Origin of the sequence: Crenobacter intestini, assembly GCF_004919095.1 — a bacterium.
Classification (GTDB): Bacteria; Pseudomonadota; Gammaproteobacteria; order Burkholderiales; family Chromobacteriaceae; genus Craterilacuibacter; species Craterilacuibacter intestini.
The window spans coordinates 23,069-45,951 of sequence record NZ_STGJ01000017.1; the positions used below are offsets into that span (position 1 = coordinate 23,069).

Here is a 22,883-nt window from a genome sequence, read left to right on the forward strand (position 1 = left end):
GGCAAAGCAGCCTTACTTGGCGGCGTTCACCATGTACTGCACGGCGGCCTTGAACTCGGCGTCCGGGCCGGCGAAGGTGCCCTTGGGCGGCATCGCGTTCAGGCCCTTGATGCCGGAGGCGACCAGCGCGTCCTCGCCCTTGGCGATGCGCGGCGCCCATGCGGCCTTGTCGCCGAACTTCGGCGCGCCGGCAACCCCTGCCGCGTGGCAGGCGACGCAAGCGGCGTCGTAGACCTTCTTGCCGACCACGGCCGGGTCGGCGGCTGCCACGGCTCCGGCCGGCGCGGATGCGCCTGCAGCGGCACCGGCTGCCGGCTCGGCAAACTTGGCACCACCGTTGTTGGCCATGTACACCACCGCACGCTTCACTTCGTCGTCGGTCAGGTCGGCACCACCGCCGCGCGCCGGCATCGCGTTGAAGCCGCCGATCGCGTGGGTGAACAGCGTCGCCTCGCCCTTGGCGATGCGCGGCGCCCAGGCCGCGGCGTCGCCGAACTTGGGCGAACCGGCCAGGCCGGCCGCGTGGCAGGACGCGCACAGTGCCTTGTAGATGCCCTCGCCGGTACGCGAGCCCGGCGGGTCGCCGGCGACGGAATCGCCGACCGGCTTCAGGCGGGCGGCAACGGCTTCCTTGGTCATGACTTCTGCATTAACGTCAAAGCCGCTGGTGGCCAGCTTGGCCAACAGGTAAATCGCCACCACGACAAAGACGATGATGCCTACCAGCACCTTGATGATCTGTGCGGGAGCCATCTTGTTTTCGTTGCTCATACAGCCTCGCCTGGAGAAATAAAATGACAATTACAATCGCCAGCAATTATACGCAAACTGCATCGGCAAGGAAAGAAAACCATGCTGGACTGTAGGCTGAAGCTGGGCTATCATCGCGCCTCGATAGCACAGCATCCGTAGCTCAGTTGGATAGAGTGTCAGTTTCCGAAGCTGAAGGTCACAGGTTCGATCCCTGTCGGGTGCGCCAGATAAATCAGGGGGTTACGTCATTGCGGCGTAACCCCCTGTCCGTTTCCAGCCCTCAAAGCGTCAAACTGGGGGCAAACTGGGGTGCAGTTGGCGCAGGCTACAAAAAAAACCCGCCACTCGGGCGGGTCTGTCAGCAGCGGGTCAGCGGTCAGTTGGAGGTCGCCAACATAGCATTACTGGCTGTACGGTTTTGGCTACAAGTACACCCTCACCGCCTTGAGGATCGGTAAAAAGCCGCCAAGTTACCAGCGCGAGTCGGCTTGGGTCTGCACCGGCTCGACTGGCGCCCGACGCGATCCACTCGCCCAGGCTCGAACAGTCTGCGGCTGCACTCGGCTCAGCTTGGCTGCTTGCTGGTTCGTCAGCAGTGCTATCCGACTCGATGGCTGGAGGCACTGGTTTGTAGCCGCTACTCAAAAGCAGGACGGATGCCAGCAACAGAGGCCTCTGCAAACAGCAGCGAAAAGCCAATCTGATCCCAATGGATACGATAGCCACTCACTCGGTAATCATCGAACTGCTCAGCAGAGGCCTCAACCAGAGCAGGCAAGAGCGCCGACGGGTAGTGGAGCGCCGCTGCGTTTCCAGTGATGATTTTCACGAACCCATCTTCACGAACAACCGAAACATTCTGAGCCATTGCCATCTCCATTCGCCATTTGTTTGTCCTTCACTAATGGATTTAGCATATCCAAATGCACTTTCAACCCATGCGAGTTACCCTCGATTTGAGTGCCGCACTTTTTGTTTTGACCGCCCCAACCTCTAGAAAACCCTAGCTCGATAGACGCTCAAAAACCCGCCGAAGCGGGTCTAGTTGGGTTAGCAGTCAGTCCTCGCGCAACCGGCGTGCCATGTGCCGAAGCAACGCTCGAAGCTCGGCTCGCTCGGCCTTGGCGGCCTTGGAGTACAACCCGTGCTTGGTCGAATTGCGGGCACTAGCGGCCTTTCCCTCTGCCGTCCTTGCGCCCGTGGATTTCGCCCAAGGTTGCCATTGCCGGATCAGCTCGGCCTGTTTTGCCCGTCGCTCGGGTGTCCAGCCATTGCTCATGTTCTCGATCCTCCAAAAGTTCGTTTGACTGCTTGCCGGATTTTCCCGTGCGCGCGGGCGGCAGGCCGTTGTTGACCTGCTGCGGGCCACTGGTGATGTTGGCTTGGCGGGCGAACACCTTGGGCGCCGGCTGCTTGATCTCGGCCAGCGCCTCGACCGTCGAGCGGCATTGCGCCTGCGCCTTCAACGCCAGCTTCAGATCCACCTCGCGCCCCTTCTGGTGCGACGCCCCCAATGCGCGGCGGGTTAGGTCGCCGAACAGCTGGTCGAGCACGACGGCCTGCGCGGTCAGCATCTTCTCCAGCGGCGTCAAATCCCCGGCAGACACCTGCGCGCCTAGCTCCTCGACGGCTTGCAGGCAGGCCGTCAGGTCTACCCTCCCCTCGCCAAACAGACGGCCAGCCAGAATGTTTGTGCTTGCGGCTGCGCCGACCTGTCCCCCTGCTGCGGATCGGGCAAGCGCGTCCTCGTCGCGTTCGTCGTCAGCCTTGGTCAGCCGGAGCGGGGCATCTTTGCTGGTGGTCATTGTTCCCCCCTTTTCGATGCCAGGATCACGGCCTCGGCTTCGGCCAGCGCCACGCGCAACGCCTCTGCGTCCGGCGCGGATTCGGCCACGATGGCGAAGCGCTCGCGGATGCGTTCCAGCAGGTCATCCATATCCAGCCGGGACTTGTAGCGCTCCATCAAGTCACGCACGGCGCCGACCAGATCATCGTCAATGATGACCCCGCCGCTATTGCCCCCGTTCGTGCCATCCAGCTTGTAGCGAAGGCTCACGCGCCTCGGCGGTGCCGGCGTCGGATCGTTGGCGGCAACCAGTGCGCGGATGATCTCGGGCTTGTACGCCTTCACAGACGCCATTGTCGGCGCCGGGACAGCGGACGCTGGCCGGATGACCAGCACCCCGCCCTCGACCTTGATCGTCGCCCCGGCGTCGGCCACCTGCTTGATGATCTCGGCGGCGCTCATATGCGAGCCTCGTCGCTGTTCGCGTCGTAGCCGGCCAGCCAGTCAGGGTCGGGCACGGCCTCCTCGTCCAAGTCGTCGTCCGCGTCGAAGTCGGTGTCGACGCCCCGAAGATGCTCAATTTTCCCGAAGGTGCTCATCTTTTTTTGTTGAGCATCTTCCCGTTTTCTTGAGCATCTTCCACTTTCGGCCTCTTTTTCGACGTAGGTGTCGGGCAGTCGCCAGTGCCACTGGCCATTGGCCAAGCCCTTCCCTTTCTCGGCTACCACGCCCAATGCGGTCTGCGCCCTGCGGATGGTCGCCCACGAATAACCAGCGCCGTCAGCATCGGCCTTCACGGACTTTGAGGACACCGGCCCATCCTCCAGCAGCGAGCGCAAGAAGCGCTTGGCGTCGGCCAGCGTGCCGCCTTCACCATCGCCGGCAGGCTCTGGCGTCCCAAGTAGTTCGCGCGCCTCGCCTTCCAGCGCCTCGCCCCACATAACCCGCGATGCAAATACGCCGGGGTGATCGGCAAGCTCGACCTGTTCGAACTCGTAGGCGAAGCCGCCATGATCCTGTCCAATGTTGGACTTGGCACGTGCCAGCACCTGAGAGCGGTTGCCGTCGTCGTCCTCACGCTTCGCGGTCGCCAGCACCACACGCGCCAGCGCCGTGAAAGCGATCGACCCCGTAACGCGCTCGGCAGGGTCTTTGCCGCCCGTGCCTTTGCTGAAGTGCGTGATACCCACCAGCGCGCAGCCGATGGTGCCGGCCATCTCGACCAGCGGTTGCAGCGCACGGCGCACCTCGGTGTTCTTATGGGAGTCGCCACTCACGGCGGACACAACGGGATCAACAACCATCAGGCGGACGTCGCCGGCCTGCCTGACGGTTCGCTGCAACAGATCAAGGTCAGCGGCAGGGTCGAACGGTCGCACCTCATCAGGCGTCGAGCGGGTGCCCGTAACAAAGAACACTCTCGACAGGTCAGCGCCAGCCGCCATCAGACGCGGCACCAGCGTATCCTGCGGATCGTCCTCACCCGACCAGATCAACACGCTGCTACGCGCACAGCGGCTTCCATCCGGCCACCGTCCGCCCCGCGTCACCGTTGCGGCCATCGCCATTGCGATAGTCGTCTTACCTGTCCCCGGCGCACCGGCCAAGATGTGCAGCTTCCCGCAAGCAAGCCAGCCATCCCACAACCAGCGGATCGGCTCAATCTTGATCTGGTCGGCGCGCACCAGTTCGACGCGAGCAGCTTCCGGCACCAGCGCCTCGGCCTCGACCATCGGCAGGTCATCCAGCGCCTCGATGCCGTACAGCGGCAGCCAGTCGGCCACGTCGCCACTCTCGGCAAGCTCCAGCTTATTGACGTCGACCACGCGCACCTCGGCGCCGATACGCGCCAGCTCCGGCAACAGGTCGGCCAGCCACTTTGCCCCGGGCTGGTCGTTGTCCGGCCAGACGATCACGCGCCGGCCTGACAGTGGCGTCCAGTCGGCGCCGGGTACGCTGGTCGCCCCGCCTGAAGTCGCCGCCAGCTTACCGGCGTCGGTCAGCACGGTGGCGCACTTCTCGCCCTCGACCAGCCACACCTCGTCGTCCTGGTGCGCGGCCAGCAGCGGCAGGTTCAGCAGTGGCTTCTTGCCCTCGAAGGTCGGCTCGCCTTGCTTCCAGCGGTCGCCGGCCAGATGGAACGGGCGGATGGTCTTGTCGGTCGCGGTGTCGATCCTGACGCGGGCGAACAGCAGGTCGCCGGCTGCGTCGAAGTAAGGCGACACCTGCCACTTGTTGTCAGGGTTGCGGGCACGCTTTACGGCAGCCAGCAGCGCCTGCTTGTGCTCGACGGGAAATCGCATGGTCAGCGAGGTCATCGGCCAGCCCTCCACGCACCAAGCGCCTGTGCAGCGGTCTTGAAGTCCTGTCCGGTCAAGCGCTGATGAAAGTCGAGCACGTCGCGGCAATGAACCCCACACCCGAAGCAATGGAACCCACCGTCCGCACGGTAGGCAATGGCGCTCGGCGTAGCGTCATCGTGGAACGGGCAGCGCACCAGCCAACCCTTGCTCGTAACCCTCATACCGTCGCCAAAGTGCTGACGATAAAAGTCGCCAGCCTCGGGCAGCAGATCGCGGCAGAATGCGCCGGTCGCGCTATAATTGGCAGGCATTTCCCTTGTGCGTGCGCCGTTCCGGTCCCTCTCCCCGGCGGCGCTTTTCTTTTTGCCGATCCCAAGCGCGACTCGGTATTTCAGAGTCGCCCTTACGGCGTCGAAAAAGTCGGTCAAATCCATCCCCTCCAAATGATCAGCACGGCCAGCACAAGGCCGGCGCCCAGGTGGCTGGCAACGACAGCGCCAGCCAGCAGATCCAGCACAGCGCGCAGACACGCCAACCCCTGCGAAGCGAATCGCATACACATGGCTGGTGTCCTCAAGCTGCGGCGAATTGCGGGCGGGATTGCTCCCAGGCTTCAAGGTCGTCGATGCTGAACAGCGTCGCGGAGCCAAACTTGCGCGGCTTCGGGAACTCGGGATCAGTGGCAAGCCACCGGTAAACGGTCGTGCGCGTCACGCTGTAGCGTGCGGCGACTTGGGCGGGGCGGATGAATTTCTGGTCTGTAGAGATCATAAAGCGCCTTATCTTGGTGCCAAGGCGGCAGCAAACGGCGACAGACGGCGCGAAACGGGGCTATGCAACTGCACATAACTAGTTGTAACATCCCGTAACTCGACGCTAGTCGGGTATTCCCTTCCAAGGAATGTGTGCTGGCCTTTGGCTGGTTACTGCGCCGTCCTCTGCGTCAACAGAGTCCTGCGCCAGAAATGGCTGCCCAACTGGGCGGCCTTTTTTTGTGCCTGTATGTATCACCGGCAAACGAGATTGTACGGACTGTGCCCCACGCACGCCATCATTGACACGCACGCCTTTCCCCGCCCGACGGCCTGTGACCAAACTGTGCCCACCCATGAACAGGCGAAGGGCTTTTGTTGGAAAACAAATGGCGCGGAATGGCGCATGCAATTTGTTTTGTTGGTGTGCGCTTTTTTTCGTGCGCCCCTCCCATTCGGTGAAAAAAACCGGTCGGGGTGCCGCCTAAAGTGTTGTGTTTTAAATACAAGCCTAAAAAATCATCCCGTCTTGCGTGCAAAGCCGATGACGTTGGTCGAGTCGGCGCTCGGTTGCTCGCCTCGCTGGCACGCCTCAAGCGCACGCCCTAGCTCGTCCAGCGCCTTGCAACGATCATCCCAAGCTGAAAAACGGACATAGCGCCCCGTCACGCCATGCGGGTCAGCGTGGGCAAGGATGCGCTGAACAACGTCCCAATCGGCAGCCACCAGCCCCATCAGTAGCGTTGCCGCCGTGCGTCGCAGGTCATACAACGTCCACTTGCCGAACGGCATGTTGTACAGGTCGGTTTCCTTGCGGCAGCGCCGGCTTTCCATGCGCTTGGCAACCCTGGCGGCGAACTCCTCGTCGGTTGCAGATGCATCCTTGTAAAGCTGGCGCTTGGAAATGTCCGTCCCCACGTTGTCACGCCGAACATGCGCGTTCGCTTTGCGCGGCGCCTGGAATACGAACTCGCCGGTCTTGAACTCCAGCATCTGCGCCAGTTGCGCAGCGGCGTAGTCGGACAGGTGAACATGATGCGTCTTGCCGGCCTTCATGGTTCCAGCCGGAAAGATGATGACGCGGCGATCCAGCAGCACCCACTTCCAGCGCAAAGCCACAGCCTGACTGGCACGGATGCCGGTCGCCAGCATCAGACGGATGATCGCCTTGCCGGTCTCGGCCTGACTGCTCGCCGGCAGCTTCTTGTTCAGTAACTCGACCACCTCTTCCAGCTTCAGCGCGCGGCCTGCCTTGTCGTCCTCGGCATCCTCACCGATCACGCCATCACCATGCTTTGCCAGGTACTTGGCGGCGTCGAATGAATCAGGGGACTGGCGCTTGCCGGCAATCCGGTTGGCGCGCGGCACTCGCAAGTGCAGCAGCGGGTGCGACTCGTCCACCAGCGCACGGTCGGCGCCCCAGGCGACCACCTGTTTGACCAGCGCAAGCGCGACCTTGGCAGTTGCGTCCTTGCCGGCCTTCTTCAGCCGGTCATAGTGCTTGATAAGCGGCGCGCGGTCGGCTTGACTCACCTTCAGTCGGCCAACCAGCGGCGACACATGGCAGCGCCAGTGCGACTGCCTCACGGCTCGCCAGTGCGGCGCCAGCATCACACCATGCGATGCGTCCCACTGCGCGAACAGCTCGTCCATCGTCAGTTCGGCAGCAGCGCGTTCTTCTGCCTCGCGCTCGGCCTTGGCTCTGGTCTCTTCAGCTTCGATGCGCGCCCTCTCCGCTTCCTCTTCGCGTTGGCGCTCGACAGCAGCAGCGGCCAGCACTTCGCGCGGGTCTCTTGGTTCGGTTCCGCTCCCGTCTTTGGGCGGGCGCAACCAAGCGCGGTACTGGTCGGCGGCGGCTCTGGCGATTTTGGTCGATTGCGCGCGCTCGGCTTTGGTCTCGCCAAACGGGCAGATGATGATCGCCGCACGCCCACCATTCCAGGAATACCGGAACCTCCACTGCTTGTTCCGTGGCCTTAGGCGAAGCTCAAGACCATCCCCATCGCGCAGCACTAGCTCTGCTTCACCGGCTGGCAGCTTTGCGTTCTCGATTTCCTTCGCGGTCAAAAGACGTGTAGCGGGCATGGCAGTCCTCGAACTAAAAAACTGGGGGCAAACTGGGGTACAGTTGGCGCGCGCTACCATGATACACGCTGATAGATGATGCGACACACGCTTGGAATGAAGCCTTGTAAAATAAGGCTTTGCGCGGATTTGGGTTACGCGGACTTTCAACAGATGACATAAAACAGCCTGTTTCCGAAGCTGAAGGTCACAGGTTCGATCCCTGTCGGGTGCGCCAGATAAATCAAGGGCTTGCGTTTATACGACGCGAGCCCTTGTCCGTTTCTGCTCCCTGCCGTCATGCCGGCGCCACGCCGGTGCACCCCCGCGCCAAAACGCCGATCCTGCCCGTCCTGATACTTCCTTATCCGTTTTTCCTGTCCTAGGCTAGTAAACGTGCGAAAAGCATGCCTGACGCTTTCTCTTCGCAGCCCCCGCCACGATCAGGTGGCCTGCCCGCAAAGGACGCCAAATGCCCCGGAACATATGGATGCTGCTGCTTGCGGCGTGGGTGTCGCTGCTCTCCGGCTGCGGCTACAACACCCTGCAGTCCACCGACGAGCAGATCAATTCCAGCTGGTCCGAGGTGCTGAACCAGTATCAGCGCCGCGCCGACCTGGTCCCCAACCTGGTGCGGACCGTCCAGGGCTACGCCAAGCACGAGCAGGCGGTATTGCTTCAGGTGACCGAGGCGCGCGCCCGGGTGGGTAGCCTGCAGATCACGCCGGAACTTGCCAACGACCCGGAAGCGCTGGCGCGCTTCCAGGCGGAGCAGGCCAAACTGGGCGGCGCGCTGTCCCGCCTGCTGGCGGTCAGCGAGAACTACCCCCAACTCAAGGCCGACGCGGGCTTCCGCGACCTGCAGGCCCAGCTTGAAGGCACGGAAAACCGCATCGCGGTCGCCCGCAACCGCTACATCAAGGCGGTGCAGGACTACAACCTGACCGTGCGCAGCTTCCCGTCCAACCTGACCGCGATGGTGCTGGGCTACAAGGTCAAACCCAACTTCACCGTCGAGAACGAGAAGGCCATCAGCACGGCACCGCAGGTCGACTTCGGCGCGCCGCCCCCCGCCCCAGCAGCCGGAAACTGACATGTCCGCCCTGCTGCCCCGCACCCTGGTCTGGCTTTGCTGCCTATGGCTCTCTTGCGCGGGCGCCGCCTTGGCCGAAGTGGCGGTCCCGCCGCTCAAGGCGCGGGTCACCGACCTGACCGGCACGCTCAGCGCCGAACAGCAGGCCGCGCTGGAAGCCAAACTGGCCGCCTTCGAAGCCGAAAAGGGCAGCCAGATCGCGCTCTTGATGGTGCCCGGCACGGAAGGCGAGCCGATCGAACAGTACGCGCTCAGGGTCGCCGAGCAATGGAAGCTGGGGCGCAAGGGGGTGGACGACGGCGCCTTGCTGGTGGTGGCCAAGGACGACCGCGCCTTGCGCATCGAAGTGGGCTACGGGCTGGAAGGCGCGCTGAACGACGCGACCAGCAAGCGCATCATCAGCGAGGTGATCGTCCCCCGCTTCCGCCAGGGCGACTTTGCCGGCGGCGTTAACGCCGGCGTGGACAGCATGCTGCGGGTGGCCGGCGGCGAGCCGCTGCCGCCGCCTGCCAAGGCCGAGCCTTCCGCGCAGTCGCAACTGATGGAGCTGGCACCGCTGATCCTGCTGGTGGTGGTGTCGCTGGGCAGCCTCTTGCGCCTCGCCGTGGGCCGGCTACCGGCGGCCCTGCTGACCGGCGGCGGGGTATCGGTGGCGGTCTGGCTGCTGCTCGGCGCGGGCGGTGTGGCGCTGCTGTGCGGCGCGCTGGCCTTCCTGTTCACCCTGTTCGGCAGGCTGGGCGGACATGGCGGCTGGCGCAGCGGCGGCAGGGGCCGCGGCGGTGGTTTTGGTGGCGGTTTCGGTGGCGGTTTCGGGGGCGGCGGCTTTGGCGGAGGGGGCGGCGGCTTCGGGGGCGGCGGCGCCTCGGGGAGATGGTGATGAACAGCCTGCCACGCATTCTCCGCCACCTGGGCATGAGCGGCCGCCAGCTTGGGCGGCGCTTTCCGCCGACCACGCTCGCCGCCATCGAACAGGCGATCCGCGACAGCGAACGGCTGCACGGCGGGCAGATCTGCTTCGCGCTGGAGGGCGCCCTGTCCGCCAGCGCGCTGTTTGCCGGCGAGCCTGCGCGCGAGCGCGCGCTCGAGGTGTTTTCTCTGCTGCGCGTGTGGGACACCGAACACAACAACGGCGTGCTGATCTACCTGCTGCTGGCCGACCGCGACGTCGAGATCGTCGCCGACCGCGGCATCCATGCGCGGGTCGACCCGCAGGAATGGGAAGCGGCCTGCCGCGAGATGGAGGCCGCGTTCCGCGACGGGCGCTTCGAAGCGGGCGCCATCGGCGGCATCCAGGCAGTGGCCCGGCTGCTGGCCAGGCACTTCCCCGCCCCGGCTGCGCCTTCCCGCAACGAGTTGCCCGACCGGCCGGTGGTGCTGTGAGCCCGGCCGGAGTGTCCGTAAAGAGGCGCGTGCTTGTCCTGCAGGAAGAAGGCCCGGTCCGGCCAATCAGGACGTCACCCCGGCAGCGATGCGCGGGCCGCCACACCGCCGCGCACGATGCCCTGCCCGGTCAGGCTCGGGAGGCAACCGTCATCACTTGCCGGTGGTGATGCGGTCGAACACGCCACCATCGTCGAAGTGCTTGGTTTGCAACGCCGTCCAGCCGCCCAACTGGTCGATGCTGACCAGCTTGACCTTGGGGAAGGCTGCGGCCGTTTCGCGCGCTACCGCCGGATTGGTCGGCCGGTAGTAGTGCTTGGCAGCGGCACGTTGTGCGTCCGGGGTGTACAGGTAGTTCAGGTAGGCTTCCGCCTGCTTGCGGGTACCGCGCTTGTCGACGACCTTGTCGACGACGGCCACCGGCGGCTCGGCCTTGATCGACAGGGGCGGCACCACGATGTCGACCTTGTCCGGCCCGAGTTCCTGCTTGGCCAGAAGCGCCTCGTTCTCCCACGCCAGCAACACGTCGCCGATGCCGCGCTGCACGAAGGTCATGGTCGAACCACGCGCGCCGGTGTCCAGCACCGGCACGTTGGCGTACAGCTTTTTCAGGTAATCCTGCGCCGATGCCTCGGTGGCGCCGGGTTGCTTGAGCGCCCACGCGTAGGCGGCGAGGTAGTTCCAGCGTGCACCACCGGAGGTTTTCGGGTTCGGGGTGATCACCTGCACGCCGGGTTTAACCAGGTCGCTCCAGTTCTTGATCTGCTTCGGGTTGTCCTTGCGGACGAGGAACACGATGGTCGAAGTGAACGGTGTACTGTTCTGCGGCAGCCGCTTTTGCCAGTTGGCGGGCAGCAGTTTGGCATGGGTGGCGATGGCGTCGATGTCGGAAGCCAGGGCCAACGTCACCACGTCGGCTTCCAGGCCGTCGATCACCGAACGCGACTGTTTGCCCGAACCGCCGTGCGACTGCTTGATGGTCAGCGCCTCGCCGGTCTTCTTCTGCCACTGTGCGGCAAAGCCCTGGTTGATGTCCTTGTACAACTCGCGGGTCGGGTCGTACGACACGTTGAGCAAGGTTGCCTCGGCGGCAGCAGTGCCCACCAGCGACAGCGCCAGCAAGGACGCGAGCAGTTTTTGCGTGAACGGCTTCATGGATCACTCCCTGTATATGTCTTTTGGAAGCTCCATTCTGAACGAACCGTATATATTGAAAAATAATATAAAATGATTTTGTAATTCCAGATGGGAATTTAAACGTTCTGCCACGCCGCCCTGCCTGCAAGCGGGTACGGCCAACCGGCCCCGCCGCCGTCGCCCGCCAGACGCCCCCGCTCACGCCGGCGCGCCGCGCCCGGCAAACCAGCGCCGGCCCATCCACAGGGCCGCATTCACCAACAGGATCAGCACCGGCACCTCGACCAGCGGGCCGATCACCGCGGCAAACGCAACCGGGCTGGCCAGCCCGAAGGCGGCGATCGCCACCGCGATGGCCAGTTCGAAGTTGTTGCTGGCGGCGGTGAAGCTCATCGCCGTGGTCTTGGCGTAGTCCTCGCCGGCCAGGCGCCCCATCAGGAAGCTGACGAAGAACATCACCACAAAATAAATCGTCAGCGGCAAGGCGATGCGCAGCGCGTCGAGCGGCAGGCGCACCACGTCGGCGCCCTTCAGGCTGAACATGGCGACGATGGTCATGAGCAGTGCGACCAGCGTCAGCGGGCCGATCTTCGGCAGGAAGCGCGTCTCGTACCAGGTGCTGCCGCGGCGCGCGACCAGCCACTTGCGGGTCAGGAAACCGGCGGCGAACGGGATGCCCAGATACACCAGCACCGCCTCGGCAATGGTGGTGAAGCCGACGTCGATCACCTGTCCCTGCAGGCCGAACAGCGGCGGCAGCACCGAGAGATAAACCCAGGCGAACACGCTGAAGAACAGGATCTGGAAGATCGAGTTGAACGCGATGAGGCCTGCGACGTACTGGTTGTCGCCGCGCGCAAGCTGGTTCCACACGATCACCATCGCGATGCAGCGCGCAAGCCCGATCAGGATCACCCCGGTCATGTACTCGGGCGAGTCCCCCAGAAAAATCACCGCCAGCGCGAACATCAGCGCCGGGCCAACCACCCAGTTTTGCAGCAGGGACAGCGCCAGCATGCGCTTGTCGGCGAATACGCGCGGCAGGTCCTCGTAATGCACGCGGGCGAGCGGCGGATACATCATCACGATCAGGCCGATGGCGATCGGCAGGTTGGTCGAACCGACCGACAGGCTGTTCAACCACCCGGGAAAGCCGGGGATGACAGTGCCCAGCACGATCCCCAGCGCCATCGCGCCGAAGATCCAAAGGGTCAGGTAACGGTCGAGGAAGGACAGGCGTCCGGCTTGCATGCAAGGCTCCTTCAAGATTGGGGCTCAGCCTACTTCGCGGCCGATGCGGTCGAGCTCGGCCTTGAGCGCGGCTTTATCCAGCGTTTCGAGCGGCAGCGCGAGCATTGCCTCGATGCGCGCGCGCAAGGTGCGGTACGCCGCCATGAAGGCCGCGTTGATTTGTTCGTCGGTGCCGGTCGCGTGCGCCGGGTCGTCCACGCCCCAGTGCGTGCGCAGCACCGGCCCCAAGTAAGCCGGGCAGGTCTCGCCGGCGGCGGACGCGCACACGGTGATCACGATGTCCGGCACCGCCGGCAGCGCGTCCCAGCTTTTGCTGGAAACACCGTCCGTCTGCATTCCTTCACGCGCCAGCAGGACGAGCGAGCGCGGGTGGACGTAACCGGCAGGCTGGCTGCCGGCACTCATCGCCCGCCAGCCTTCAGGCGCCAGATGGTTGAAGGTGACTTCGCCGAGAATGGAGCGGCACGAGTTGCCGGTGCACAGAAACAGCACGTTCATGGTTTGAGTTCCGTCGGAGGTGAAACAGGGGGCTGCAGCACGGCCGGACACGCTGGCGCCGCGCACGCGTCCAGACATTGCCCGGGCTCGCCGCTGCAGCACTCGGCGGTCAGGTAGGCAACCAGGTCCAGCATCAACGCGAGGTTGGCGCGGTAGCGCTGGAAGCGCCCCTCCTGCGTCACTGACACCAGGCCCGCGTGGGTCAGCGCCTTCAGGTGGAAGGACAGCTTGTTTGGCGCGATAGCAAGCGCGCTGGCGATCTCGCCGGCGACAAGGCCCGCGTGGCCGTGTTTGACCAAGAGGCGGAAGGCGTCGAGCCGGATGCCGGAGGCGAGCGACTCGAACAGTTGGGCGGCGGTCTGGTTTTCCATGCTTCAATATTACGACGATTATTGAAGTGTCTACCAGCCAGATTTGGCAATCTTAAATATTTAAAAAAACACATTGGCGTATTTGCTAAAAATAAGACGTGACCGGACAGGAGTCTCCCCCCGATGAGCCCCCTCATTCCCGCGCTACAACGCACCGACGCCCGTCTGCGCAAGGCAGCCTTCCTGCTTTCGTCCCGCTGGGAGGTACGCCGACGCGGCACGCCGGACGCGTGGCGCATCCTGTTCTCGCCCAAGCCGGGTTGGAAGGATGCGCTCAGGAAGGGTTTTGCCGGCAGTCCGCACACGCTCAGCTTCGCGCCGCTGGAGGGTCAGGCGCTCGCGGACGCGGACCTGGTCGTCCCGCTGGACATCGAACCGCTGCTCGGGCTCAGGCGGCAGTCGCAAGCGCTATGGGCAGACAACCCGCTGCCGCTGCCCAGCGCCGAAAGCGTCTTGCTGTGCGACGACAAGCAGCACTTCTACCGCCACCTGGAGCAGGCGGGGTTTACCCACGCAATGCCGCGCATCGCCGAGGCAGGCGTGCTTGCGCTGCCCTTCATCGTCAAGCGGCGGCACGACGTGATGGGCCAGCACTGCCACGTGGTGCGCGATGAAGCGGACTTGCGCCGCTACGCCCCGCTCTTCGCCGACCCGGATTACTTCTGCCAGGCGCTGGTGCGCGGGGAAGAGGAGTTCGCGACCCACCTGCTGTTTCGCGGCGGCCGCGTCGAGCACGCGCTGAACATCCGCTATCGCTTCGCCGACGACACCCCGGTCAAGGGCAAGACGCCCGCCAGTTGGGCGCCGGTCGCCGCGCGCCACCTCGCGCTGTTCGGCGACATGCTCTCCGCGCTCGGCTTCGAGGGCCTGTGCTGCGTGAATTACAAGGAAGAAGGCGGCGCGCCCAAAGTGTTCGAGATCAATCCGCACTTTGGCGGCAGCCTCTGTCCCTACTTCTTCACCTTTGTCCGCCACCTGCAAGGCTGAGCAAGCACAAAGAAAACAGGGCAGGCCAACGGCCTGCCCTGTGTGCGGCTGAACCGGGGCTTACAGCTCGAAACGGCTGACCGACGAGCGCAAGGACTGGGTGAGCCGGTTGAGCGCCTCGGTCGCTTCGGCCGTCTGATGAGCTTCGACAGCGCTGGCGCCCGCTCCCTGCGAAATCTGCTCGACATGGCGGGCGATCTCCTTGCTTGCCTCACTCTGCTCGCCCAGCGCGTGCGAGATATCCCCGATCACACCGACCACCCCCGCCGTGCTCTGGCGGATGCGCTCGACCGCCTCACCCCCCTCGGCGGCCAGCGTGACGCCGTTACCGGCGCGGGAGACCGCCTGCTCGATGGTCGAGCGCGACGCGTCTGAAGCCACATGGATCGCACCCAGCATCGAGGCGATCTGCTGGGTCGACGCGGTGGTGCGCTCGGCAAGTTTCCGCACTTCGTCGGCGACCACCGCGAAGCCGCGGCCCTGCTCGCCGGCGCGCGCCGCCTCGATCGCCGCGTTGAGCGCCAGCAGGTTGGTCTGGTCGGCGACGTCGCGGATCACCTCCATGATCGAGCGGATCGACTCGGTCTTGTCGACCAGCTCGCCGATGGTCGTACTCGCCGCCGACACCTCCTGGCTGATCATTTCCATTTCGCCGACCGCACGGTTGATCACCTCGCCGCTCTGGCGCGATTCGTCGCCGGCCTGCTGCGAGCGTTCGCGTGCCTGCTGCGCGCTGTCGGCGATATGGTGGATGCTGGTGGTCAGCTGTTCGATCGCCGCCGCCATTGCCGAAGCGGCCTGGCTTTGCTGTTCGGACTGCTGTGCATTGTGCTCGGCGGAGGATTCGATAGAAACGGACATCGCCGAGAGCCTGTCGGCACTCGTCGTGATCTCTCCGATCAGCTCGCGCAGCGCGCCCTGCATCTGCGCGATCGACGCGAGCAGGCTGTCCTTGTCGCCTGCGGCCAGCTGGACCGGCTCGTTCAGGCGGCCGGCGGCGATCTTGCGCACCACCTCGATCGCGTACGCGGGCTCGCCGCCCAGGCCGCGGATCAGGTTGCGCACGATCAGCGTGCTGACCACCAGCAACAGCACCGAGAGCACGCCGACCACGCCCAGCAGCAGCGCGGACTGCCGCCAGAACGCCGCGTCGATATCGTCCACATAAATGCCGGTGCCGACATGCCAACCCCACTGGCTAGAGGCCCCACCCAGCCAGACCACCTTGCCGACAGGATCCTCCTGATCCGGCTTGTTCCACCGGTACTCGGCGAGCCCGCCACCCTGGGTCGCCGCGGTCCTGAACAACTGGCCAAGATTCTGACCATCCACGTCCTTGATGCCGTCCATCGACTTGCCGAGCAGCCTGGGGTTGACCCCGTGCGCGACGGTCACCATGTTCCCGTCAAGGATGAAGAAATATTCGTCTTGGTCGAAACGCTGCGCAGTAATCGCCGCCAGCGCAAGACGCTGCGCGTCAGGCTGCGCCAACTTGCCCTCACGCGCCTGCGCCTCGTAATACCCGATCATGGACGCACTGGATTCGACCAGCGCGCGGACTTTGTCGATCCGGTCTTCGAGCATCACCTTACGCTGCCCGACCAAGGCAAGCGCACTTAACACAAGCAGGCCGGCGACCGCCAGCGCGATCAGGGCGTACAGCTTGCCGCGCATCGACAGCGCAGCCCGGTGATTTTCTTTTGCCATAGCAATCCCCACTAGCTATTCAAACAACTCAGAACTCTTAAAGATATTCGCACGCCATTAATGCCAAACAACTATACTACACAAAAACACTATGAATAATATGGGTATGCCCAGAGTGGGCGACCAAGCATCACGGCTGATCGAATAAGAGCACAATGTTTTCGCCAAACTCAGCAAAAGCCACATGCAGTGGCTGCCACATCACGCAGCAGACACTGCCGACGCTGCGCGAGCTCTACCAAGCCTCCGACGGGGACCTGACGATGATGCTGGTGCTGCTCGAAGTCTGGTCACACACACATTGCCACTGCAAGCAGGGCGACATGCCCCGAGCGACCAACGGCCATTCGATCGCGCTGGTCACCGGCATCCCGCGCGAGACCGTGCGCCGCAAGCTCGTCAAACTCACCGCGCTAGGCTGGCTCACCGAAAACGCGCACGGCCAGCTGCTGCCGGCACCGCATCTGGGCGAACAATTGCACCCCTTGCGCTCGCATTGCCTCGCGCTGTTGGCTCGCGATAAAAAAGCCCTGCACGCTGAAGCGGCAGGGCTGTCGATGGCGCCTTGAGCGTCAGCCGCGCGCGGCCAGCTCGACGATGCGTTTCGTCAGCGCGTACGATTTTTCCAGCGCCCCCAGCGGCAGGAACTCGTAGATCGAGTGAAAGTTGTGCGCGCCGGTGAAGTAGTTCGGCGTGCACACCCCGCGCGGCGACAAGGCCGAGCCGTCGGTGCCGCCGCGCATCGGGATCACCTTGGGCGCGATGCCCAGTTCTGCCATCCCCTCGAAGATCAGGTCGATCGCGCGGCGGTCTTCACCCAGCGACTGCGCGATGTTCGCGTACACATCCTCCACCCGGAACTCGACCCTCGCCTTCGGGTGGCGCGCCGCCACCAGCGCGACCGCGTCGCCGATGAAGCGCTTGCGCGCCTCGAACGAGGTAAGGTCGAAGTCGCGGATCGCCATCTTCAGCGTCGCCTGGTTCGGGTTCGCCTGCAGGTCGGTGAACCAGAAGTAGCCGTCGCGACCGGCGGTGTGCTCGGGAGTGTCGGTGCGGTCGAAGTGCGCCATCAGGTCGGTCAGCACGCGGATCGGGTTGACCAGCACGCCCTTGGCCGACATCGGGTGCGCAGTCACGCCGGTCACCTTCACCTCGACGGACGCCGCGTTGAAGGTCTCGTACACCACCTCGCCCGTCTCGCAGCAGTCGATGGTGTACGCGAAGTCGACGTCGAAGCGCGTGAGGTCCAGCAGCTTGGAGCCCTTGAGGCCGATCTCCTCGTCCGGCACGAAGGCGACCACGAGGTCGCCGTGCGCGGCGGGCAGGTCGGACAGCAGCGTCATCACCACGGCGATCGCCGCCTTGTTGTCGGCGCCCAGCACGCTGGTGCCGTCGGTCACCACGATCTCCTCGCCGCGGTAAGGCAGGATCTCCGGGTGCTCGGCGACGCGCAGCCAGATGTCCTGGCGCGGGTTCAGGCAGATGTCCGTGCCGTCGAACGCCACCACCTGCGGCAAGATTTCGGGCGAGATGCCGACGTCGACGGTATCGAGGTGCGCGACAAAGCCGATGCGCGGCGCGCCGGGCAGGTTGCCGGTTTTTTTGGCGGTGAGGATGCCGTGCCCGTCGACATGCACGTCCGAGAGGCCCAGCGCTTCGAGCTCGGCCGCGAGCACGCGCGCGAGTTCAAGCTGGCCGGGGGTGGACGGGACCGAAGCGGCGGACGCGTCGCTCTGGCTGGGGATGGCGACGTAGCGCAGGAAGCGCTCGAGCAGTTGTTGTTTCATCGGGAATCCTTGCAAGGCAAGACTTGCGATGGGTCAGGCCCACGGCCGTCACCCATCACATACAGTCAGGGGGTGACTTAGCGCACCGGCGGGTAGACGTAGCCGCTGTCAAAGCCCAGCGGAATGCCCAGCCCCCAGAACAGGTAGAGCGTCGCGGTCAGCACCACCAGCAGGCCGACGGTGTACGGCAGCATCATCGAGCACAGCGTGCCGACGCCCGAATCTTTGCAGTACTGGCGGCAGTACATCAGGATCAGCGGGTAGAACGCGAACATCGGCGTCGAAACGTTGACCGCCGAATCCGAGATGCGGAACGCCGCCTGGGTGAGCTCCGGCGAGATGCCCACCGCCATCAGCATCGGCACGAATACCGGCGCCAGGATCGCCCACTTGGACGACGCCGAGGTGATGATCAGGTTCAGGCAGGCGGTCAGCATGATGATGCCGAACACGGTGAAGCCCGCCGGCATCGCCAGCTCCTTCAGGAAGTCGGCGCCGGAGATCGCGATCAGCGTGCCGATGTTCGAGCGGCCGAACGAGTACAGGAACTGGGCGCAGAAGAAGCCGAACACCATGAACGAGATCAGCGAGCGGGTGATGTTCTCCATCGACGCGGTCACGTCCTTCGAGCTCTTGAACTTCTTCACCGCGAAGCCGTACACCAGGCCGGGGATCGCGAAGAACAGGAACAGCAGCGGCACGATCGCCTGCATCACCGGCGCCTTCGGGCTGGTCAGGCTGCCGTCCGGCGCACGCCACAGCGAACCCTCCGGCGCAAGCAAGAGCGCGAGGCCCGCGATCAGCGCGAGCATGGTCAGGCCGGCGTAGCGGAACGCGCGGTTCTCTTCCGGCGTGATGTGGCGCAGGTCCTCGTCCTTGCCGGTATCGAGCTCCTTGTTCAGCGGCATCGACGCCTTGAGCCGGGGCTCGACGATGCGGTCGGTGATGAACCAGCACACCGCGATCACGCCGAAGGTACCGCCCAGGCTGACGAAATAGTTGCACAGCACGTTGACGTCGTAGGCCGGGTCGATGATGCGCGCCGCGCCCTGCGTGAAGCCCTGCATGATCGGGTCGATCGTCGAGGGGGTGTAGCTCGCGGTGAAGCCACCGGCGAGACCGGCGAACGACGCGGCGATGCCGGCCAAGGGGTGGCGGCCGCAGGCGTAGAACATCATCGCGGAAACCGGCATCAGCACCACGTACGCCGAGTCGGACGCCATGTGGCTGACCACGCCGACGAACACCACGGCCGGGGTCAGGATCTTCTGCGGGGTGATGTTGAGCAGCTTTTTGAGCAGCACCTGGATGAAGCCGCTGCCCTCGGCGATGCCGATGCCCAGCGTGGCGACGATGGTGATGCCCAAAGGCGGGAAGCTGATGAAGTTCTTCACCATCAGCGTGACGAAGGTGGTCAGCTCGTCGGGCGAGAGCATGTTGACGACCTGGATCACGTCGCCGGTCAGCGGGTGGCGGTAGTCGAAGCTGACGAAAGACAGCGCCCACGACAGGCCCCAGCACACGAACAGCGCGTACAGGAACAGCATCGTGATGTCGGGCAGCTTGTTGCCGACCCGTTCGATCGCATTGAGAAAGCCGCCCGCACGGGACGGCGGCGGCAGGGAGTCGCCGATGGCAGCCATTGTTGTTCTCCTCGGATTCTGGCTGTCCGGGTCGGCCTGCGGTGGTCCGCCCAGACATGAACGGATCACTATATAAGAACTAACTACTTGCTATTTTTGATACAGGTCAAGCCAAGGCAGATCCTGCTGCCACGCGCGCGCCTATACGCCTAGCGCGTCGGCCGGCTCGACCCGCCCCGCCACCGCCTCGCGCAGTTCGGCGAAGACGCGGACAAACGGCGCGGCCTGCCCCGCCCAGTGGCCGTGCCTGAGCAGGCAGTCGATCGCGACCAGTGCCGCGTCGATCATGAAACGCCCGTCCAGCAGCAAGGCCTCGACCTCGGCGAACGGCAGCAGCACGTGCTCGGAAAATTCGCCGTCCTGGTTGCAGGGAGTGATGCCCTCGGGCAGCCACAAGTCGTGCACGTACAGCCACTCGCGGTGCAGGCCGCGCGCGACCGGCCGCTCGGCCAATAACCGGCACACCGGTTCGAGCGCCGACAGCCGGGCGGCGTCGATCCCCGCCTCCTCCCAGCCCTCGCGCAGGCAGGCGTCGCGCAGGGTCTCGCCGGCAGCCACCCCGCCGCCGACCAGGTTGTCCATGCGGTTGGGCTCGTACGACTTCTCCGGGCTTCTCCGGCCGACCCACATGCGGATCTCGCCATCCGCCAGGCGGGTGAGCCCGTTGATGTGGATCGCCCGGCTGGTCAGCCCCAGCGGACGGAACGCCGCGCGCTCGAGCTCGAACAGCAGCTCGCCCTTCTCGCCGTGCGCGGCAAATTGTTCGTTCCGCCAGCCGGTCAGCCAGCCCGCGTCGCGCCAGCCTGCGGCCGCCGCGCCCAGTTGCCGGCTGCGCGCGGCGGCGTCGCCCTCAAGCGCGCACACCAGCTTGTCGCCGTGGCCGGCAAACAGCCCGGACGGGCAGGCGAGCAGGCGTTCGCGCCATTCGCGGTTGACCGAACCCAGCGTCTGCTCACACACGACAAGCGGGGAAAAATCGGACAGGTCGTGGCGCGCGATGCGCTCAAGGTAGGCGGCGGCAGGATGCATGGCGGCGGCTCGGCAGTCAGAAGCGCACAAGTTTATCCATTTTTCATTTTTTAGGCTTGCCATGAATCAATTTTGGCTAACCTGGCGAGCCGTCCGGGCAGGTCAGCCTGTTCGCCCAGCTTCAGCAACAGGGCCAGCACCTCGGCGCTGGCACGCTCCATCTCTGCGAGCGCCGGCGCGACTGCTTCGTCTTCCGCGCCGGCGAACGCGGCAAGCGCCTGGCGGCCCGCCGCGTGTACCCGCTCGTGCGGCGCAGAAACCGCCCGGTACGCGGGCAGCGCGCTGAAGTAGTCGCGCCCGCGACCGCTCTCGTACCAGCGGCCGAGGCGGCAGCCGTGGTGGTCGGGCAGCGCCCCGGGCGACGCTTCGGCCCGCCCCCCGCACAGCAAGGCCTCGTAGATGCGCAGCTTGTAGACGAGGTGGTCGAAGCGGGTGACCTCGAGGAAGGAAACGTTGGCGGTATGGTCGATCGCGTCGCGCATCGCGTGGCACAACGTCAGCAGCGCGTCGAGGCGGGCGGCGCTTCGCGCGCCCTGCGCGCGCTGCGCCTCGGCCTCCCCTGCCGCGAGCGCGGCGCGTTCGCCGGTGTTACGCGAACGCTCGTCGATCGACTCGACGAGAAGGCCGATCTCGCCGGTGGCCTGGCTGGTGCGCTCGGCAAGCTTCCTCACCTCGTCGGCGACCACCGCGAAGCCGCGGCCGGCCTCGCCGGCGCGCGCCGCCTCGATCGCCGCGTTCAGCGCCAGCAGATTGGTCTGGTCGGCGACTTCGCGGATCAGCGCGACGAAGCCGCCGATGCGGCCGGTCAGCTCGTCGAGTTGGCGGATGTCGGCGGCGACCGCCAGTTGGCGCTCGATCATCGCGTCGAAGCTGCCGATCAGGGTGCTCACTTCGGCGACACTGGCCTCGAGCGCCTCCAGGTGACCGCCGTTGCGCGTGCGCTCGGCGTCCAGTTCGTCGGCCAGTGCCGCGAGCGAGCGCTGCACGTCGAGCGCGGAGCCGGTGAACGCGCCGAACGCGTCCGCGTAGCGGCACTGGCCGGCCTGTTCGCGCAGACGCGCCCCGGCCGCTTCCAGCTCGGCAATGCGCGCGCGCGCCGAGGCGAGTTCCGCGTCCTGCGCGTCGCAACGCGCCTGCAGCACGCGCTGGTCTTCTTGCGCCTGGGCAAGCGCCCGCCTGGCCGAATTTCCGAACATATCCGAGCAATCCGCGTAAATTTGATAGCGAATTGTATCGAACATACGCGAAGCAGCTTATGACGACGGTCAAGCCCTGTCCGGACAGCGTGCCGCTACGGCAAAGGCTCAGGCGGTCAGGGACTCCATCTCGGCCTGCGCGCGCTTGTAGCCCTCGGGCTCGGCCTGCTGGCCCAGCCGGTGAAGCAGCTCCAGCACCTCGCGGCTGGCGGCCTCCATCGCCGAGAGCTGGCGTGCCAGTTCGTCAGGCTGGCGTGCCGCGAAGGCCCGCAGCGCCTGACGACCGGCTTCGTGCACGCGCGCATGCGGGCGCTCCAGCTCCCGGAAGGCCGGGAAGCGGGCAAATTCCTCGCGGCCGCGCCCCTGCTCGCACCACTGGCCAAGCCGGCACTGGTGGTGGTCGCTGAGCGCCTCGGGTTTGGCGTCACCCGGCTCGCCGGTCAGCACCGTCCGGTAGACCCCCAGCTTGAATACCACATGATCCAGCCGCGCGACTTCCAGGAAGGAGATGTTCGCGCCTTGCGCGATCGAGTCGCGCATCGCGCGCGACAGCGTCAGCAGCTCCTGCAGGTTGTTGGCGGTACTCTCGCCCTGGTTGCGGTGCTGCTCGGCCTCGCCCGCGGCGGCCTCGACGCGCACGCTGGTCGTGCGCGTGCTCTCCTCGATCGAGCTGACCAGGCTGCCGATCTCGCGGGTCGCCTGACTGGTGCGCTCGGCGAGCTTCCTCACCTCGTCGGCGACCACCGCGAAGCCGCGGCCGGCCTCGCCCGCACGCGCCGCCTCGATCGCCGCGTTCAGCGCCAGCAAATTGGTCTGGTCGGCGACGTCGCGGATCAGCTCGACGAAGCCGCCGATCTTGCCGGTATGCTGGTTGAGGTTACGGATGTCGCCGGCGATGTCGACCTGCTGTTCGACCAGCGCGCGGAAGCTGCCGATCATGTCGAATACCGACGTCAGGCTACCCTCGAGCGCCTGGACCGCGTCACCGGTGCGCACCCGGTCCCCTTCCAGTTCGTTCGCGAGTTCGGCCAGCGACTGCTGCACGCCGGTGACGCTGTGCTGGCACTCGGCAAAAGCTTCGCGGCCCCCCGCGCCCTGTTGCGCCTGCCGGCGCAAGGCCTCGCACTCGTCGTTCAGCGCACGCTG

General features: G+C 65.2%; 23 protein-coding genes, 1 tRNA gene and 2 pseudogenes. 6 read left to right on the forward strand and 20 right to left on the reverse strand.

What is annotated here, in order from left to right; all coding sequences use genetic code 11:
* Positions 1–12: 12 nt before the first annotated feature.
* The gene (locus E5K04_RS13565) at positions 13–771 is read right to left on the reverse strand and encodes a c-type cytochrome (RefSeq protein WP_136555029.1); all 759 of its coding nucleotides are present in this window, start codon (positions 769–771) and stop codon (positions 13–15) included.
* Between the two features lie 131 nt (positions 772–902).
* Here E5K04_RS13565 and E5K04_RS13570 point away from each other — a divergent pair.
* A tRNA-Arg gene (locus E5K04_RS13570) sits at positions 903–979 on the forward strand.
* 411 nt (positions 980–1,390) lie between these two features.
* On the opposite strand, the gene E5K04_RS13575 is transcribed toward E5K04_RS13570, so the two are convergent.
* The 7 genes from E5K04_RS13575 to E5K04_RS13605 all read right to left on the reverse strand — a co-directional run bounded on the left by E5K04_RS13575 (position 1,391) and on the right by E5K04_RS13605 (position 7,679).
* On the reverse strand, positions 1,391–1,621 hold the full coding sequence (locus E5K04_RS13575; protein ID WP_136555030.1) for a hypothetical protein: 231 nt from the start codon (positions 1,619–1,621) through the stop codon (positions 1,391–1,393).
* 298 nt (positions 1,622–1,919) lie between these two features.
* The gene (locus E5K04_RS16665) at positions 1,920–2,558 is read right to left on the reverse strand and encodes a hypothetical protein (RefSeq protein WP_168929230.1); all 639 of its coding nucleotides are present in this window, start codon (positions 2,556–2,558) and stop codon (positions 1,920–1,922) included.
* Positions 2,555–3,001 (reverse strand): hypothetical protein, encoded by a 447-nt coding sequence (locus E5K04_RS13585; protein ID WP_136555035.1) that lies wholly within the window; start codon positions 2,999–3,001, stop codon positions 2,555–2,557. Before E5K04_RS13585 ends, E5K04_RS16665 begins: the two co-directional genes overlap by 4 nt.
* Positions 2,998–4,857: an AAA family ATPase gene (locus tag E5K04_RS13590; protein WP_205700375.1), complete on the reverse strand. Its 1,860-nt coding sequence runs from the start codon at positions 4,855–4,857 to the stop codon at positions 2,998–3,000. The genes E5K04_RS13585 and E5K04_RS13590 overlap by 4 nt, the downstream gene beginning before the upstream one ends.
* Entirely contained in the window at positions 4,854–5,276 is a 423-nt protein-coding gene (locus E5K04_RS16910; protein ID WP_136555037.1) for a CHC2 zinc finger domain-containing protein, read from the reverse strand. The genes E5K04_RS13590 and E5K04_RS16910 overlap by 4 nt, the downstream gene beginning before the upstream one ends.
* Before the next feature lie 139 nt (positions 5,277–5,415).
* A complete protein-coding gene (locus E5K04_RS13600; protein ID WP_136555039.1) occupies positions 5,416–5,613 on the reverse strand; it encodes a helix-turn-helix transcriptional regulator in 198 nt (65 codons plus the stop codon).
* 500 nt (positions 5,614–6,113) lie between these two features.
* Positions 6,114–7,679 (reverse strand): tyrosine-type recombinase/integrase, encoded by a 1,566-nt coding sequence (locus E5K04_RS13605; protein WP_168929231.1) that lies wholly within the window; start codon positions 7,677–7,679, stop codon positions 6,114–6,116.
* Positions 7,680–8,130: 451 nt separating this feature from the next.
* On the opposite strand from E5K04_RS13605, the gene E5K04_RS13610 reads away from it, so the two are divergent.
* From E5K04_RS13610 to E5K04_RS13620, 3 genes are read left to right on the forward strand one after another with little or no spacing between them, the layout of a single operon-like run.
* Positions 8,131–8,751 carry a LemA family protein gene (locus tag E5K04_RS13610; RefSeq protein WP_136555043.1) on the forward strand — a complete coding sequence of 207 codons (621 nt, stop codon included), beginning with the start codon at positions 8,131–8,133 and terminating at the stop codon, positions 8,749–8,751.
* Between the two features lies 1 nt (position 8,752).
* Entirely contained in the window at positions 8,753–9,628 is an 876-nt protein-coding gene (locus tag E5K04_RS13615; protein WP_136555045.1) for a TPM domain-containing protein, read from the forward strand.
* Positions 9,628–10,131 (forward strand): TPM domain-containing protein, encoded by a 504-nt coding sequence (locus E5K04_RS13620; protein WP_205700376.1) that lies wholly within the window; start codon positions 9,628–9,630, stop codon positions 10,129–10,131. The genes E5K04_RS13615 and E5K04_RS13620 overlap by 1 nt, the downstream gene beginning before the upstream one ends.
* 153 nt (positions 10,132–10,284) lie before the next feature.
* Here the strand turns inward: E5K04_RS13620 and E5K04_RS13625 are convergent, their stop codons facing one another.
* The 4 genes from E5K04_RS13625 to E5K04_RS13640 all read right to left on the reverse strand — a co-directional run bounded on the left by E5K04_RS13625 (position 10,285) and on the right by E5K04_RS13640 (position 13,388).
* On the reverse strand, positions 10,285–11,286 hold the full coding sequence (locus E5K04_RS13625) for a sulfate ABC transporter substrate-binding protein (RefSeq protein ID WP_136555049.1): 1,002 nt from the start codon (positions 11,284–11,286) through the stop codon (positions 10,285–10,287).
* 180 nt (positions 11,287–11,466) lie between these two features.
* Positions 11,467–12,519 (reverse strand): ACR3 family arsenite efflux transporter, encoded by a 1,053-nt coding sequence (arsB, locus tag E5K04_RS13630; RefSeq protein ID WP_136555051.1) that lies wholly within the window; start codon positions 12,517–12,519, stop codon positions 11,467–11,469.
* 24 nt (positions 12,520–12,543) lie between these two features.
* A complete protein-coding gene (locus tag E5K04_RS13635) occupies positions 12,544–13,017 on the reverse strand; it encodes an arsenate reductase ArsC (RefSeq protein WP_136555053.1) in 474 nt (157 codons plus the stop codon).
* Entirely contained in the window at positions 13,014–13,388 is a 375-nt protein-coding gene (locus E5K04_RS13640; RefSeq protein ID WP_136555056.1) for an ArsR/SmtB family transcription factor, read from the reverse strand. Before E5K04_RS13640 ends, E5K04_RS13635 begins: the two co-directional genes overlap by 4 nt.
* 123 nt (positions 13,389–13,511) lie before the next feature.
* Here E5K04_RS13640 and E5K04_RS13645 point away from each other — a divergent pair, with 123 nt between their 5' ends.
* On the forward strand, positions 13,512–14,375 hold the full coding sequence (locus E5K04_RS13645; RefSeq protein ID WP_136555058.1) for an ATP-grasp domain-containing protein: 864 nt from the start codon (positions 13,512–13,514) through the stop codon (positions 14,373–14,375).
* A 60-nt stretch (positions 14,376–14,435) separates the two neighbouring features.
* On the opposite strand, the gene E5K04_RS13650 is transcribed toward E5K04_RS13645, so the two are convergent.
* A complete protein-coding gene (locus tag E5K04_RS13650; RefSeq protein ID WP_235844376.1) occupies positions 14,436–16,082 on the reverse strand; it encodes a methyl-accepting chemotaxis protein in 1,647 nt (548 codons plus the stop codon).
* A gap of 323 nt (positions 16,083–16,405) precedes the next feature.
* Between E5K04_RS13650 and E5K04_RS16770 the strand changes: the two genes are divergently transcribed.
* On the forward strand, positions 16,406–16,651 hold the full coding sequence (locus tag E5K04_RS16770) for a hypothetical protein (RefSeq protein WP_136555060.1): 246 nt from the start codon (positions 16,406–16,408) through the stop codon (positions 16,649–16,651).
* A 3-nt stretch (positions 16,652–16,654) separates the two neighbouring features.
* On the opposite strand, the gene pepT is transcribed toward E5K04_RS16770, so the two are convergent.
* The 7 genes and pseudogenes from pepT to E5K04_RS16930 form a co-directional block, all read right to left on the reverse strand.
* Positions 16,655–17,869: a peptidase T gene (pepT, locus tag E5K04_RS13660; RefSeq protein WP_136555062.1), complete on the reverse strand. Its 1,215-nt coding sequence runs from the start codon at positions 17,867–17,869 to the stop codon at positions 16,655–16,657.
* A 77-nt stretch (positions 17,870–17,946) separates the two neighbouring features.
* Positions 17,947–19,512, reverse strand: a complete 1,566-nt coding sequence (locus E5K04_RS13665; RefSeq protein WP_136555064.1) for an AbgT family transporter — start codon at positions 19,510–19,512, stop codon at positions 17,947–17,949.
* 141 nt (positions 19,513–19,653) lie between these two features.
* The gene (locus E5K04_RS13670; RefSeq protein WP_136555066.1) at positions 19,654–20,541 is read right to left on the reverse strand and encodes an NUDIX hydrolase; all 888 of its coding nucleotides are present in this window, start codon (positions 20,539–20,541) and stop codon (positions 19,654–19,656) included.
* Between the two features lie 50 nt (positions 20,542–20,591).
* Entirely contained in the window at positions 20,592–21,023 is a 432-nt protein-coding gene (locus E5K04_RS16915) for a CZB domain-containing protein (RefSeq protein ID WP_235844377.1), read from the reverse strand.
* A gap of 143 nt (positions 21,024–21,166) precedes the next feature.
* Positions 21,167–21,320, reverse strand: a pseudogene (locus tag E5K04_RS17095) (methyl-accepting chemotaxis protein); the annotation flags it as partial.
* A gap of 525 nt (positions 21,321–21,845) precedes the next feature.
* Positions 21,846–22,277, reverse strand: a complete 432-nt coding sequence (locus E5K04_RS16925; RefSeq protein WP_235844379.1) for a CZB domain-containing protein — start codon at positions 22,275–22,277, stop codon at positions 21,846–21,848.
* Positions 22,278–22,325: 48 nt separating this feature from the next.
* Positions 22,326–22,580: pseudogene (locus E5K04_RS16930) on the reverse strand (methyl-accepting chemotaxis protein); the annotation flags it as partial.
* Positions 22,581–22,883: the final 303 nt, after the last annotated feature.

Coding starts and splice junctions, on each gene's coding strand:
- E5K04_RS13565 (WP_136555029.1), bottom strand. CDS start 771: ATGAGCAACGAAAACAAGATGGCTCCCGCACAGATCATCAAGGTGCTG.
- E5K04_RS13575 (WP_136555030.1), bottom strand. CDS start 1,621: ATGGCTCAGAATGTTTCGGTTGTTCGTGAAGATGGGTTCGTGAAAATC.
- E5K04_RS16665 (WP_168929230.1), bottom strand. CDS start 2,558: ATGACCACCAGCAAAGATGCCCCGCTCCGGCTGACCAAGGCTGACGAC.
- E5K04_RS13585 (WP_136555035.1), bottom strand. CDS start 3,001: ATGAGCGCCGCCGAGATCATCAAGCAGGTGGCCGACGCCGGGGCGACG.
- E5K04_RS13590 (WP_205700375.1), bottom strand. CDS start 4,857: ATGACCTCGCTGACCATGCGATTTCCCGTCGAGCACAAGCAGGCGCTG.
- E5K04_RS16910 (WP_136555037.1), bottom strand. CDS start 5,276: ATGGATTTGACCGACTTTTTCGACGCCGTAAGGGCGACTCTGAAATAC.
- E5K04_RS13600 (WP_136555039.1), bottom strand. CDS start 5,613: ATGATCTCTACAGACCAGAAATTCATCCGCCCCGCCCAAGTCGCCGCA.
- E5K04_RS13605 (WP_168929231.1), bottom strand. CDS start 7,679: ATGCCCGCTACACGTCTTTTGACCGCGAAGGAAATCGAGAACGCAAAG.
- E5K04_RS13610 (WP_136555043.1), top strand. CDS start 8,131: ATGCCCCGGAACATATGGATGCTGCTGCTTGCGGCGTGGGTGTCGCTG.
- E5K04_RS13615 (WP_136555045.1), top strand. CDS start 8,753: ATGTCCGCCCTGCTGCCCCGCACCCTGGTCTGGCTTTGCTGCCTATGG.
- E5K04_RS13620 (WP_205700376.1), top strand. CDS start 9,628: ATGAACAGCCTGCCACGCATTCTCCGCCACCTGGGCATGAGCGGCCGC.
- E5K04_RS13625 (WP_136555049.1), bottom strand. CDS start 11,286: ATGAAGCCGTTCACGCAAAAACTGCTCGCGTCCTTGCTGGCGCTGTCG.
- arsB (WP_136555051.1), bottom strand. CDS start 12,519: ATGCAAGCCGGACGCCTGTCCTTCCTCGACCGTTACCTGACCCTTTGG.
- E5K04_RS13635 (WP_136555053.1), bottom strand. CDS start 13,017: ATGAACGTGCTGTTTCTGTGCACCGGCAACTCGTGCCGCTCCATTCTC.
- E5K04_RS13640 (WP_136555056.1), bottom strand. CDS start 13,388: ATGGAAAACCAGACCGCCGCCCAACTGTTCGAGTCGCTCGCCTCCGGC.
- E5K04_RS13645 (WP_136555058.1), top strand. CDS start 13,512: ATGAGCCCCCTCATTCCCGCGCTACAACGCACCGACGCCCGTCTGCGC.
- E5K04_RS13650 (WP_235844376.1), bottom strand. CDS start 16,082: ATGGCAAAAGAAAATCACCGGGCTGCGCTGTCGATGCGCGGCAAGCTG.
- E5K04_RS16770 (WP_136555060.1), top strand. CDS start 16,406: ATGCCCCGAGCGACCAACGGCCATTCGATCGCGCTGGTCACCGGCATC.
- pepT (WP_136555062.1), bottom strand. CDS start 17,869: ATGAAACAACAACTGCTCGAGCGCTTCCTGCGCTACGTCGCCATCCCC.
- E5K04_RS13665 (WP_136555064.1), bottom strand. CDS start 19,512: ATGGCTGCCATCGGCGACTCCCTGCCGCCGCCGTCCCGTGCGGGCGGC.
- E5K04_RS13670 (WP_136555066.1), bottom strand. CDS start 20,541: ATGCATCCTGCCGCCGCCTACCTTGAGCGCATCGCGCGCCACGACCTG.
- E5K04_RS16915 (WP_235844377.1), bottom strand. CDS start 21,023: ATGCGCGACGCGATCGACCATACCGCCAACGTTTCCTTCCTCGAGGTC.
- E5K04_RS16925 (WP_235844379.1), bottom strand. CDS start 22,277: ATGCGCGACTCGATCGCGCAAGGCGCGAACATCTCCTTCCTGGAAGTC.